The organism is Deltaproteobacteria bacterium (assembly GCA_030690165.1).
Lineage (GTDB): Bacteria > Desulfobacterota > GWC2-55-46 > UBA9637 > UBA9637 > JACRNJ01.
In genome coordinates this window covers 13370-27745 of sequence record JAUYHF010000041.1, presented here as the reverse complement: position 1 = coordinate 27745, position 14376 = coordinate 13370, and the positions used below count along the sequence as shown (strand labels likewise).

General features: G+C 45.4%; 10 protein-coding genes. 4 read left to right on the top strand and 6 right to left on the bottom strand.

What is annotated here, in order from left to right; all coding sequences use genetic code 11:
- The gene (gene murA / locus Q8P28_06675; GenBank protein ID MDP2682471.1) at positions 1–1254 is read left to right on the top strand and encodes a UDP-N-acetylglucosamine 1-carboxyvinyltransferase; all 1254 of its coding nucleotides are present in this window, start codon (positions 1–3) and stop codon (positions 1252–1254) included.
- Positions 1251–1916 carry an ATP phosphoribosyltransferase gene (gene hisG / locus Q8P28_06670; GenBank protein ID MDP2682470.1) on the top strand — a complete coding sequence of 222 codons (666 nt, stop codon included), beginning with the start codon at positions 1251–1253 and terminating at the stop codon, positions 1914–1916. The genes murA and hisG overlap by 4 nt, the downstream gene beginning before the upstream one ends.
- Before the next feature lie 77 nt (positions 1917–1993).
- On the opposite strand, the gene corA is transcribed toward hisG, so the two are convergent.
- The 6 genes from corA to Q8P28_06640 form a co-directional block, all read right to left on the bottom strand.
- A complete protein-coding gene (corA, locus tag Q8P28_06665) occupies positions 1994–3058 on the bottom strand; it encodes a magnesium/cobalt transporter CorA (GenBank protein MDP2682469.1) in 1065 nt (354 codons plus the stop codon).
- Positions 3059–3088: 30 nt separating this feature from the next.
- Entirely contained in the window at positions 3089–3787 is a 699-nt protein-coding gene (locus Q8P28_06660) for a lysophospholipid acyltransferase family protein (GenBank protein MDP2682468.1), read from the bottom strand.
- A gap of 13 nt (positions 3788–3800) precedes the next feature.
- On the bottom strand, positions 3801–4652 hold the full coding sequence (locus Q8P28_06655; protein ID MDP2682467.1) for a prohibitin family protein: 852 nt from the start codon (positions 4650–4652) through the stop codon (positions 3801–3803).
- A gap of 6 nt (positions 4653–4658) precedes the next feature.
- On the bottom strand, positions 4659–7316 hold the full coding sequence (locus tag Q8P28_06650; protein ID MDP2682466.1) for a cation-translocating P-type ATPase: 2658 nt from the start codon (positions 7314–7316) through the stop codon (positions 4659–4661).
- Positions 7317–7576: 260 nt separating this feature from the next.
- Positions 7577–8803, bottom strand: coding sequence for a universal stress protein (locus tag Q8P28_06645; GenBank protein ID MDP2682465.1), 1227 nt, complete (start codon positions 8801–8803; stop codon positions 7577–7579).
- Between the two features lie 103 nt (positions 8804–8906).
- Positions 8907–9674, bottom strand: a complete 768-nt coding sequence (locus tag Q8P28_06640; GenBank protein MDP2682464.1) for a tetratricopeptide repeat protein — start codon at positions 9672–9674, stop codon at positions 8907–8909.
- 243 nt (positions 9675–9917) lie between these two features.
- On the opposite strand from Q8P28_06640, the gene Q8P28_06635 reads away from it, so the two are divergent.
- Positions 9918–11426 carry a tetratricopeptide repeat protein gene (locus Q8P28_06635; GenBank protein MDP2682463.1) on the top strand — a complete coding sequence of 503 codons (1509 nt, stop codon included), beginning with the start codon at positions 9918–9920 and terminating at the stop codon, positions 11424–11426.
- 180 nt (positions 11427–11606) lie between these two features.
- Entirely contained in the window at positions 11607–14360 is a 2754-nt protein-coding gene (locus tag Q8P28_06630; protein MDP2682462.1) for a FecR family protein, read from the top strand.
- Positions 14361–14376: the final 16 nt, after the last annotated feature.

Sequence of the window (14376 nt, the reverse complement as noted above, 5' to 3'; positions counted from 1 at the left end):
ATGGACAAGATTATTATACAAGGCGGCAATCGTCTAATTGGAGAGGTAGAGATAAGCGGCGCTAAGAATGCAGCATTGGCAATCCTTTCCGCGGCTATTTTAACCGATGACTGGAATACATTTTATAATGTTCCGAAACTAAAAGACATTGACACTATAAAAACCCTGCTTCTTTATATCGGGGCTGAAATTCAGGAAGATGGCAATGCCTTAAAGATTAGAACCAGAAACCTCAAAAATCCGGAAGCGCCTTATGAATTAGTCAAGACCATGAGGGCGTCGTCTCTCGTGTTGGGGCCGCTTCTATCAAGATTTAAAATGGCAAGGGTTTCTTTGCCCGGTGGATGCGCAATAGGAGCGAGACCCATGAATCTCCATTTGACGGCTTTGGAAAAGATGGGGGCTGATATTAAGATAGACGGCGGCTACATCAATGCAAAGGCAGAAAAGCTTAAAGGCGCCAAAATATGTTTTGATATCTCTACAGTAACAGGCACGGAGAATATCATGATGGCGGCAACGCTTGCCGATGGTGTTACTGTATTGGAAAATGCCGCATGTGAGCCGGAGGTGGCGGAACTGGCAAATGTATTAAACAAGATGGGCGCCTGCATAAAAGGCGGAGGCACGGATTGCATAACCATAGAAGGCGTTGAGAGCCTGAAACCAGTAAGGCACACGGTTATGCCTGACAGGATAGAGGCAGGGACATTTATGATTGCAGCAGGCATGACAAAGGGTGATGTGCTTGTTAAAAACTGCCCCTTACAAAACCTTGAGATGTTGGCTGCAAAACTAAGAGAGGCGGGTGTGGAGATAAAAACGGAAAATGGCGGGGTGCGTGTTACAGGAAATTCTCACCTGGGAAGCTTTGATGTAAAGACCCTCCCCTATCCGGGTTTTCCAACTGACATGCAGGCTCAGATAATGGCAATGATGAGCATTGCAAGCGGGATATCTGTGATAACAGAGACTGTTTTTGAAAACAGGTTTATGCATGTAAGCGAATTAAGGAGAATGGGAGCGGATATAAAGATAGAAGGAAAAAATGCGATTATAAAAGGGAGACCCTCTCTCAACGGCGCCCCTGTCATGGCAACAGATTTAAGGGCAAGCGCGTCATTAATATTAGCAGGTCTTGCAGCAGAGGGGGTAACGGAGATTTCCAGAGTTTATCATCTGGACAGGGGTTATGAAAAGATAGAGGAAAAACTTTCAAAACTGGGCGCAAAGATAAAGAGGGTGAAAGAATGAGAACTCAAAACTTAAAACTCAAAACTCAAAACTACTTAACCATTGCCCTTCCGAAAGGTCGGATTCTGAAAGAGGCTGTTGCCCTTTTTAAAAAGATCGGTATTGACTGTTCCGATGTCATGGAGGACAGCAGAAAACTTATCTTTGAAAATAAGAAGAGCCGTATCAGGTTCATGGTAATAAGGTCTCAGGATGTGCCGACCTATGTGGAATATGGCGCCGCAGATGCGGGTATAGCAGGGAAGGATGTGCTTTTGGAACAGGAGAGGGATATCTATGAACCGCTTGATTTAGGCATCGGCATTTGCAGGATGGTTGTTGCAGAGCCCAGGGAACTGGGCAAAAAAGATAATCCGAAGCACTGGACACACATAAGGGTTGCCACAAAGTATCCGAACATTACGTTGAAGCACTTCATGAACAAAGGGATACAGGTTGAGATAATAAAACTCTACGGTTCTATTGAACTGGCCCCGCTCCTTGGTCTTTCGGAGAGGATCGTTGATCTGGTTCAAACCGGCGAGACATTAAAAAGAAACGGCCTTGTGGAAGTAGAGGAGATAATGAAGGTTACATCAAAACTTATCTGCAACAGGGCGTCGTTAAAGACAAAACCTGACAGGATAAAAGCAATAGTTGACAGCCTGAAAAAGGCAATATAACGCATCCTGCCCTGCCCCACATTCAACCTCGAAGCACAATAAAAGAGGAAGCCGGCGGCAAAACCGTAGCGCATGTTTCACAGCCATTTCTTCTTTTTAAAATAGAAAAGCATCATGATTGCTATTGCAGACATTCCAACAATGACCACGAAATAGCTATACCGCCATTTTAATTCAGGCATAAATTCAAAGTTCATGCCGTATATGCCGACTATAAAGGTGAGAGGGATGAATATTGTGCCGATGATGGTTAGAAACTTCATTATCTCATTCATCCTGTTGCTTATGCTTGAAAGGTATATATCAAGCATGCCTGAAAGCATCTCGCGATACGACTCAATTGTATCAATCACCTGTATTGTATGGTCATATACATCCCGGAGATATATGGATGTGGTGTCCCTGATGAGAGGAGATTCCTTCCTTTCCATTGTGCTTATCACCTCTCTTAATGGCCATACGGCTTTTCTTAAGTATATCATCTCCCTTTTGAATACATGTATCTTGTGCAAAGTCTGCACCTGAGGATTTTTGACAAGTTCTTCTTCAAGATTTTCTATCCTTTCCCCCATCTCTTCAAGCACGACAAAGTAGTTGTCTACGATTGCATCTATAAGTGAGTATGCAAGATAATCCGTCCCAAGACCCCGTATCCGTCCCTTCCCGCTCCTTATCCTTTCTCTAATCAGGTTAAATGCATCACCTTTTATCCCTTCCTGAAATGAGAGGACGAAGTTTTTGCCAAGTATTATGCTAATCTGTTCAGCGATAAATTCTGTTCCGCTCTTTTTATGCAGCATCTTAAGGACAATGTAGATATATTCTCCATGATCCTCTATCTTTGGACGCTGGTCTGTATTCAGGATGTCTTCAAGGACAAGCGGATGCAAAGAGAAGCAATCGCCAAGTTTCTGAATAATGTCAGAGCGGTGGAGCCCCTCAACATTTATCCATGTTACAGTAGATTTCTCCTTTAAAGGCAGGCATTCCTCTACAGCCTTTAATTCTATTTCATAGACATTTGCCTCGTCATAATCAATGACAAAGATGTTTACATCCTTTTCCCTCTTTTCACCGATATGGACAAGTGTTCCAGGGAGAAGGCCGCTCTTTTTGGACCTATTCTTTATTAAACGCGGCATGAATACCTCTGCAATCTAATGCGATAATCCCTAACAGGCTGTAAGTCCCTCCTCAATTGCCTTCCTAACCATTTCCATGAGAAGCTTCTCGTCTGCACCCGATACAGGTATTGGCTTTCCTATAACAACCTTTACGGCCCCCGGCCTTATTAAAATACTCTCCTTTTTCATTAGGTTCTCAGTGCCTCTTATTGACACCGGCACAATCGGGACGCCGCTTTTTATCGCAAGCAAAAACCCGCCTCGTTTAAATGGGAGGAGGCTGCCTGCAGCGTTTCGCGTGCCTTCCGGAAATATCAGAACAGACGCCCCTTTTTTTACCTTCTCAGCCGCTCTTTCTATGCTCTTATAGGCGCTCCCTGCCTTTTCTCTGTCAATGCTTACATATCCCGCAAGGCTCATAGACCATCCGATGATGGGTATCTTAAAAAGGCTCTTTTTTGCAACCCAGCGGAATTGAATGGGAATAAATCCCTGCAAAGCTAAAATATCAAATGCACCCCTGTGGTTTGACGCAAGAATCTGGGGGCTGTCTTGAAATAGATTTTCCGCGCCTTTTATCTCAACAGTTACGCCGCTTAAAAAAAGCAGGATTCGGCTCCATAGAGCGCCGATAGAGTGGATGCTGTTGCCGCTCCTGTCAAACGCAAGCGAAATGATTACAATGATAAAAATGAATATTGTAACAGGCAGGCCAACAAGCCATACAGATAGGGTTCTTATAAGCATTTTACAGTATTATTTATTTTACCTGTATAAATGGAACAGTCCCGCCTGTTACACTCGGCAGTTTTCCATCCCATTTTTCTATAGCCTTCCGCTGGTTCTCAATCTCTCTGAGTTTCAGGAGGGATTCTGTTATCTCCTGCCTCTGAAGCTTTAACCCTTCGGCCTCGGCCCTTGCCTGTGTGATCTTTTGTTCGTTTTCTACCTTTATCCTTTCTAATTCGTTCTTTGCCTGGGCAACCCTCTGTTCCGCCACCTGTTTTGATTCTATGGCTTCATTGAATGTCTTGGAGAAGTTGAAATCCGCAACAGATACCTCGACAACCTTGATATTGAAAACTGCAAGCCTGTCGGTCAGTTCTGTCCGTATGGCAGACTTGACCTCTCCTCTCTTTGCTATCAACTCCTCTGCTGTGTATTTAGCGGTTACGGCCTTGATAACCTCCTGCACCGCAGGCTGGATAACCTTGTCTTCAAATGCCATCCCTATCTTTTGATATACCTCGTCCACTGCCTCCGGGACCAGGTGATAATTTGTGGCCATGATTGTAGATATGATCTGAAGGTCTCTCGAAGCTGCCTCGGCCCTTGCCTCGTTCTTTTGCACCTGTACGTTTACCTTCACGACACTGTCAATGAAAGGCATTTTGAAGTTCAACCCTTCGGATAGAACACCCTTTTGCACAGCGCCGAGTCTTATAAGCACACCTCTTTGACCAGGTCCTACAATAGTCCACGGTGCGCCGCCCATTAGTAATAGTAATAGAATGACACCCGCTGCAATTATAGGAACCTTCCCGAACCTTCCTCCAACACCTTTTACCATGTCTATTACCTCCTCCACATTTTGTGGCTGCTTGTTGTACATAATTTGTTACCTCCTTTTAAAGTATTTTTCTATTTCTACTGCAAAGAATACTACAGAAGATAGGACAAGTGTAATAAATAACTCATCTAAACTCAATGGCTCTGTTTTAAAGATAGGATTTAAAAATGGAATATATATAGTTGCCATCTGAAGGGCAAAGGTTAATGCAAAGGCGCCTAAAAGGGGTTTGTTGGAAAATAACCCCTGACTGAAAAGAGATTCCCTTTCCGACCTTATTGCAAGCACATGACCCATCTGACTGAGGCAGAGGACAGTAAAAACCATTGTCTGCCAGTGGCTATGCCCTGTCTCAATTGACCATGCCTGAGTAAAGATTGAAACAAAACCCATTAGAAGTCCCACCCAGATAATATGCGTACCAAGACCATGCGCAAATATGCTTTCCTTCGGATGCCGCGGAGGTCTATTCATTATCCCCTTTTCTACCGGTTCGGCAGCAAGGGCAAGTCCTGGAAGTCCGTCTGTAACAAGATTAATCCAGAGGATATGTATCGGCAAAAGGGGAATTGGCAAACCAAGGAAAGGCGCAAGAAATATTGTCCATATCTCGCCTGAATTACTTGTCATGGTATATTTTATGAATTTGCGTATGTTGTCAAATATCCGTCTGCCCTCTTTCACTGCCTTCACAATGGTTGCGAAATTATCATCCAGAAGAATCATGTGCGACGCCTCTTTTGAAACATCTGTTCCTGTAATGCCCATTGCAACCCCTATATCAGCCCTCTTTAATGCAGGCGCATCATTGACGCCGTCCCCTGTCATTGCAACGAACTGTCCTTTATCCTGAAGCGCCTTTACTATCTTTAGTTTCTGTTCAGGCGCAACCCTTGCATAGACCCTTATATGAAGAACCCTTTCCTCAAATTCTTCAAGAGAAAGCCTTTCAAGTTCCCTTCCGGTAATTATAGTTTTTAAATCTTCTTCAATAATACCGAGCCTTCTTGCTATTGCCATTGCAGTAATCGGATGGTCACCTGTTATCATTACAGGTTTTATGCCCGCAGCCTTGCATAATGCAACTGCCTCTTTTGCCTCTTCTCTTGGCGGATCCATAATGCCCACAAATCCAAGAATAGTGAGATTGTTTTCTACCTCCCCGGATGTCATCATCTCAGGCACAGCCTCCCATCTCCGCATCCCAATAGCAAGGACTCGCAGACCGTCCGCTGCCATCCTTGCACTTATTCTGTTAATCTCCGCTATATCAATGGTCTCTATTCCCTTTGATGTCAAAATATTTGAAGATTTTTCTATCAAGACCTCTATTGCTCCTTTGGTAAAGGAGATAAATCCCCCCGCACCTCCCTTTTCTAATAAAAGGGGGGAAGAGTGTGGGATTTTATGAACGGTAGTCATCATCTTCCTGTCAGAATCAAATGGAATCTCTGCAATGCGGGGAAATTTTGTTTCAAGGTCCTTTTTATCAAAGCCTTTATCCTTTGCAATGTTATATAAGGCAATCTCTGTAGGGTCACCCAGCGCCTTCCCCTCTGCGCCTGTTTGTGCATCATTGCTTAATGCAAGGGCAGTCATGAGCAGATGTAGGGGCGAACCCCTGTGTTCGCCCTCTTCTTTCGGGCAGACACGGAGGTCTGCCCCTACAAGTTGCCCATCAACCCATATCTCCTCTGCTGTCATTTTATTCAAAGTCAACGTGCCTGTCTTATCAGAGCAGATGTATGTAACAGAGCCAAGTGTCTCCACTGCCGTGAGTTTTCTTATGAGTGCATTCCGCCTGACCATCTTTCTTGCGCCAAGCGCAAGGGATATAGTTACAACCGCAGGAAGCGCCTCAGGTATGGCTGCAACAGCCAGTGAAATGGCTGTAAGGAGCATAAGGATTGGAGACTCTCCTCTCATTATTCCGATACCAAAAACAACTGCACATATGGCTAAAACAGCAATGGCAAGTCTTTTACCAAAATTTGCGAGCCTTTTTTGCAGTGGAGTTTTTACCTCTTCCTCTTCCTGAAGCATGGTGGCAATTTTCCCAATTTCAGTGTCCATGCCTGTTAAAACCACAATACCTTTGCCTCTGCCATAACTAACAACAGTCCCTTTGTATGCCATGTTTTTTCTGTCGCCAATAGGCAGCTCTTTATCATGCAAAGCCTTTGTAGATTTCTCTACAGGGACTGATTCTCCTGTGAGCGCTGCCTCCTCTATCCTTAACTGGACTGCCTCAATGAGTCTCATATCAGCAGGAACAATCTTGCCTGCCTCAAGGACAATAATATCTCCGGGCGCTATCTCTGATGCGGGGATATTTATAAGTTTGCCGTCTCTTATTACAGTTGCAAATTGCGCTGCCATCTTCTTTAAAGCAGCCATTGCCTTCTCTGCCCTGTATTCCTGAACAAAGCCTATTATGGCATTAAGCACAATAATTACTGCTATGGCGATGGTGTCAGCCGCTTCACCCAGTGCGCCGGCAATAATGGCGGCAGCAATAAGGACAATAATCATGAAGTCCTTGAACTGGTCAAGGAACATTGCTAAAGGGGTCTTCTTTTTTTTCTCTAAAAGTTCATTTGGACCATATTCTTCAAGCTGTTTTTGCGCATCTTCTGAAGAAAGCCCATGAGGAGAACTCTTTAAATCTTCAAGGACTTCTTTTATTTCCTTATTATGCCATTGCATAGTTTTACCTTCCTTCCTTTTATAGACTATAGTAAGCGCTAAAAATAAATAGACATCGTAGCTCAAGGCTTTAGCCTTGAAAGTCTTGAGAAACCTCAAACCTGAAGGTTTGAGCTACAGAAGAATATCAACTTATTTATGCCGTTCACTATACAGACCAAAAACTACAGTCTTATAGTCTTGCGTCTGTTTTATATAAAAAAATCCCCATAACCACTTAATATGATTATGGGGTTTACAGGGATTATTTTAAGGGGGGACTAATCGGGGGGTATCCCCATCGCCTTTTTTGCGGAAGGCGGAAGGAGTTTATTGGTTGCCTCGTCCATAACCTCTTCTGTTATCTTTGCGCGGTTATTTTCCCTCGCATAGTCTTCTATTGCCTTTTTGGCCATACCCATTGCAAATGGAGGGACCTTCTCGAGTCTCTTTAATGCCGCTTGTGTCCATTCTATCTGAGGCAAGGCGCTTGTATCGGTTTTGATTATCTCTTCAGGGTTAAATCCCCTTGCGCCAAGGAATATGCTGCACGGCGCAAGTCTTAAGAGGTTTTCTGCATTTCCGCCCATGTCTGATTCAGCCACATGGTGGATGCCAAATTTGCCAATCACAAGAAGGGTTGGTTTTGTTATCTGGATGTGTTTTAGTATTTCGTTGTATGCCTTCCCTGCCAGGAGGGTTGTTTTAATGTCTACACCCCTTACCTTTGCTATTTTGGCTGCTGTGTCCAGGTAGGCCTCGTAGAGTTTTGCCATGCCTTTGTCTATGATTTCGTCATGGAGTTTTTCCTGTTCTTTGAATCTGAAGACCTTTGCCGCTTCTTCTGACAGGGCGTCTGCAATGTTTTTAAATGCAACCTGATGGAAGTATGGGTCAAAGGCCGCTACTGCCTCTATTTCGCAGTTAAATGCCTTTTTTAATGCAATGGCAATCATCAAACCCCAGTATGAATAAACGCTTCCGTCTATGGCAACGAGGATGTTGCCTTTGAGCGCCGCATTATCTTTTACTATGAGGATATCTTTTTTTGTCTTTCTTGCTACCTTTTCGCATACACTTCCTATAATGCTGTTTTCCACAACCCCCATTCCGAGGTTGCCCATGATTGTGAGGTCATAATTGCCTTCTTCTATTTCTTTTAGTATCTCTACAAAGTTTTTGCCTTCTCTGTTTTTACGGATACATGGAACTTTTGCCTCCTCACATCTTTTTTCAAATCTGTCCATGTAGGAATCTGAGATAATGCCGAGCCCCTTGGATATAAGCGATTCATGTATATCACGTTGCCTTTTCAGGATTGCCTCTGATTGATACCGCTCAGGCAGTCCTGCTTCCATGTCCATGAATCTTGTCTCATGGAGGCGGGCAGCATAGGCATGACAGCCTGTAACCGTTGCCTTAAATGTATCGGCAATGGCAATGGCATCTTCCATGCCGTAGTCTGAATAGGTTGAGTTATCTAATGCCGTAAGGATTTTTTGAAACATATTACCTCCTTTGTCCCGAAAATACAGAAAATACAGTAGCTCGAGGCTTCAGCCTTGAGAAACCTCAAACCTAAAGGTTTGAGCTACAAATAAAGGGTGTCTGTTACTTTTTATGATACCCCTCTTTTTTAATCCCTTCCATTACCCTTTCCAGTTCAGCAAGCCTCTTTTTAAATTTCTCGTCTGACGGCCTTAATTTTACAGCCCTCTTTTCTGCATCAACCGCCTTTTCAAAATCGCCGCTCATGGCATAGGCATGGGCAATAGCATCATACACCTCTGGGATGTCCTTCTTTACCTTTATAATCTCTTCAAGCCGGGCCTTGCCGTCATCTACCCTGTTAACGGCAAGATAGAGCGCTGCAAGTTCAAATTTCTTCTGCCATCCAGCCTGGTTGTCCTTTAACTCCTGCTCCAATGTTGAAATCCTTTTTCTAAACTCTATTTTCTGCTTCCCCCGGTTTATCATATCCTCAAGATGGGCTGCCTGAGGGCTTATCTTAATTGCCTTTTCCCATATTGAGACGGCCTTTTCCATATTATCCATCCTGAAGTAGGCCATACCAAGGGATTCGTGGACCTTGTAGAAGTTGGGATGAAGCCTTGTAACATCCTCAAGGATTTTAACGGCGTCAGCCATCCTCCCCCTCTGTATGTATGCAACGCCGAGCAGATACTTATCCTGCCATGAAAGCCTGCCTGCCTTGTCAAGCGGTTCAAGTCTTGCTATATCCCTGTCAACCTCTCCAATATCCTTATATTCTACTGTCCGAGGCGGTTCATTTTGCTTCTTATACCAGTAATATCCGCCGCCTATAACAGCGCCGATAAATATAACAGCCGCAACAATTATAATTATAACCTTTTTCACCTGAAAATACCTCTTTTACCCCATCCCCACCCTAACCCTCCCCTTGAAGGGGAGGGAACAAAAAAGTTTCCTCTCCCTCAGGGAGAGGATTAAGGTGAGGGTGGGGTTAATTTTCATCCTTCTTTGTGAACGAAGTTCATGAATGTTTCATAAACCTCCATTTAAAATATCAGCAATTGACAATAAATCAAAATTGGCGCAAAATGTCAAGACAGATAAACAGAAAGATGAGGAGGTTAGGGAATGGGGAAAGGTTTCTTTCTTGCGAGCATGTTTTTGGCGGCTGCGTTTTTTCTCTTTATCAAGCCGCAGGGCGCTTTTTCAGAAGATAGCCCTCTCACCCAGGGCATCGCTGACTATAGGTCGGAAAATTATGAAGAGGCGCTCTCTTCCTTCCAGAATGCCAGAAAACAAGACCCGCAGTCATCCGTTGCCGCATATTACCTTGGTATTACATATAAACAACTTCAAAACTATAAAGAGGCGACATTTCATTTAATAGACGCCATAAAGCTGAGGCCGGGCGTAAAGGACGGCTTCCTTGACCTTGCAGAGACATACTATCAGCTTGGCCTGAATGAGGAAAGCCTCAAGCAGCTTAATTTTGCGGAAGAACAGCAGGTGAAACCGGCGCAGACGGCATTCCTGAAAGGCCTCGTTCTTGCGAAGCTTGAAAAGAATAAAGAGGCAGGTGATTCATTTAATAAGGCAAAGGCATTAGACTCATCAATGGCGCAGGCCGCAAACTTTCAGATAGGCGTTTTGCTGATAAAGGAAGGCAAGAGGGAAGATGCAGGCCGGGCATTCAAAGAACTTGTTGTCGCAGACCCTAACTCTGACATGGCGCAATTTGCAAACCAGTATCTTGAGGCGCTCTCAAGAAAGCCGGAAGAAGCAAAGGCATTAAAACTCTCCCTTGGCGTAAACTGGGAATATGACGATAATGTAATATTAAAACCATCGGACCAGACTGTTGCGGCCGGCATATCAGGCGAACATGACACAAGATTTGTGAGCCTGTTCAGGGCAGAATATGCGCCGGCATTTTCAGGGCAGTTTGGCATAAAGGCGCAGTATTCGGTTTATTACAGCGATTATCAGAAGCTTGGTTCTTATGATGTTATGAGCCACACCCTTGCATTGGTGCCGGGCTACACAATGGCAGACAGCATGTTAAACTTGCTTTTAAGCTACAATTATACTTTGGTGGATGATGATAAATACATGTGGGCAGGGACAGCCTCTCCCCAATACACATTCATGCCGTGGCCCGGACAGATGGGGCAGTTCGCCCTGCGCTATCAGAAAAAAGAACTCCGGCAGCCGCCGTTTACAAAAAATGAGGACAGGGATGCGCAGGAATATGCGGCGTCAATGGCATGGTTCTCATTCTTTGCAGGGAATAAGGGGTTTGTGAATCTTAAGTATGAGCTCAACCAGGAAGACACAGACGGCATAAACTGGAACTATATCGGCAACAAAGGCAGTCTTAATATAATTATGCCGCTCAATGATGCGCTCAAGTTCAATGTGTCAGGCGAGGCATATTATCAGCAATATGAGCATACCAACACAAACTTCCTTAAAAGGAGAAGGGATACGACATGGACATGGTCGGCCATGCTTTCTTACGAATTCTATAAAAACATGGAGGCGCATCTGCAATATGTCTATATAAGAGACGACTCCAATATAGCAATCTACGACTATCGTAAGAATGTGAGCAGTGTGGGAATAGAGGTAAGGTATTAGCGTTATAGCTCATGGCTTAAGCGGGTTCAATTTTGCAAATTGAACCCGAATAGTTGGTAATTACGAATCAGAAGGTTCAGGTTGCAAACCTGAACCCACATGAGGAAAGCGAGCCAACACCTCTCCACCCCCTTAATCCCCCGCCAGCGGGGGACATTTCTTAAAACACGGAGGTGTCTTATGAAAAACACAAGACTAATATCAATATTACTTTTAATAGCCGTTTTTTTGCCGGCTGTGGCCTTTGCTGATGTAATCGGCAAGATCACAGCCATTGAGGGGAATGTGGATGTGCTGAAACCCGGACAGGAAAGGGCTGCGCCCGCCGCGTTGCAGCAGCTTGTGTCCGAGGGTGACATACTCAGGACAAAGAGCAATGGAAAAGCAGAGATAACCTTCATAGATGAAAGCATCATAAGGCTTGCCCCTGGCAGCAGGCTTCAGATAACAGAGTATCTTATGGATGGGGGAAAGAGAAAGAGCGGGGTTATGAACCTCTTCAGGGGAAAGATTCGGGCAGTTGTCTCCAAATCAAGAGGTTTTATCGGCGCAGCCTTTGGAGGAGGCGCTCGGTTTGAGGTGCGAACTCCGACAGCGGTCGCAGGCGTCAAAGGCACGGACTTCTTTGTGTCATACAGCATGGGTGTTACAGGCATTTTAGTAAAAGATGGAATGGTTGATGTCTTTAACCCTGCCATTCCGGGTCAGATTGTGCGCGTAACAGAAGGCAATGGCACATTTATTGCGGGGGATAAGCCGCCTTCTTCGCCAAGACCGGCCAGTAATGTAGAAATGGTACTGCTTACAAGAGATACAGACACATTCGGCTACGAAGCCCCGGGAGGAACTCCAGCGCCGCCGACAGACACAGTGGGAACCATAGTAATCCCAATCTCAGAGACGCATACTGAATTATTGAAGGATACAATCCCCCCTGTGGTATCAATAGTATCCAGGTCTGCCGTTCCATTGGCTGCCGCCACTGCTGATATAAACATTAATTTTGGGAGCAATGAAACCTCTACCTACTCCTACCAATTAGACGGAGGGACATTGACTTCCACAGGCTCGTCTTTAAGCCTTACGGGTGTTGTAGAAGGGATTCATACGATTGATTATACTGCAACTGACACAGCAGGAAATCCCTCTGCCCCTGCCTCATTGTTATTTGATCTCAGCAGATACAGCCTTGCGGGAAATGCCAGTGATACTGCCACCTTTACCGGCACAGTAACAAGCGGCGAGGTTGCCGGCATTTTGAACGAAACATGGGGGGGATGGAGCATTACTATGGACGGCTCGTATCAATTTGTGGGGCCTTCAATTGCGCTCTCTGCAGGAGGAAGGGGAAATGACTCGCTCGCAAGTAATAATAGCAGCTATTGGATTGAAACAATTGCCATGACAGCTTCTTCAGGCAGCCTGTCCGGCTCATCAGATCTCAGGTATCTCTCTTTCGACAGGATCGGCAGGGGAACGGGAACAGTGAGCGGCGCTTATGGCAGCGGGATATGGAACATAACAGATTCAGGCACTGGCACATACACAGAAACACCGCTGGCATGGAGCGGGAATATAGCAGCCGACTCGAATAGCGCAGGTCTTTACAGCCTTGACACATGTCTTGGTTGTGGTTTGCTTGATATAGAGGGGAATAGCACAGGGATTATGGGCGGCGTTGGCTCTCCGTGGAGCGGCACAACCTCTGCAACATATATGGGAACCTATGATGTTTTAAACGGCATTGGAGTTGGCCCCCCATATCTCTGGACACCTGAGATAAGCAGCTTTAATGTGAATAATAACACAAACACCACTTTTGACAACGGCGCATATAGGGGATTCATCGGCGGTGTGTGGAAGGCCGACACGGCGATTGACGCAAATGTCTACAGCCTTTACATAGACCCTGCTGGGAATGCAGGCATCCTCAAGGGAGACCTGACTGGCGCGTATTATCCAAGCATTAATATGTTTTCAGCAGACGGGACATGGACGCCGACAGCGCTGACAACCGGTCTTAATGCAACCACAGCAACCTTTAATGTTATTTCCACCAATTATGGGCTGACATCACCTGGATCCGGCACTTTTAACGGCCGCCTTGGCGCTATAACAGTGGCAGGGAATGCGGTGTTGCCTGCAACTGATTGGAGATACTCCATAGCCAGTCAGGACTGGGGTATATGGAAGTCAATCATAGGCGGCAATTATGTAGGTCCGACATCAGATGTATGGAGGCTCTCTACCGTTGTTAACCCCTTCTCCCCAATCACAATCTATGGCACACAGACCGACGGCGGCCTATGGTCAAACAATCAACTTGCTGGCATAACATACGGCTATGGCGCGGATATTGCAACTACACCAATGACGTGGATTAGCGTTGGCGAGACCATCGGCGCATTTAATCCTGCGGATCTTGTCTGGCAGGCTGTTCAGATGGGCGCATGGTTAGATACAATAAAATTCCTTACAATGGCGGGAAAGATTGGCACTACTCCTGATACAGCAACGCTTGCAGCGCTTAATATCCCGTTTGCAGAGGTGGGAAGGGCAAATCTTTCAGGCACAGGCACTATAGGAGGCAGCACTGCTACTGCCGCTATGAATAATGTTATATTCTTTGCATACAATACAGGCGCTGCGCCAAAAATCTGGGCAACAGGAGATATTAATGGCACTTATACATGTTCGGCCTGCGGAGGTGGGACTATTCCTGTAGCTGGCAACGGCCTGAGCGCAAATCTTAATGTCCAGACCTTTGATACAGCCGGTCAAAAATGGCTCGCAACAGTTAACGGCAGCGGGACATGCTCTGGTTGCGGCACGATGGACGGCACAAATGTCATTATGGAGGGCGCAGCCGCAGGCACAAACTCAGGCACGGTAGGAGGCACCTTCTCCGGCACAGGGGCAGGGGTGGTGAAGTAAAACAGGTTAAGGTTGA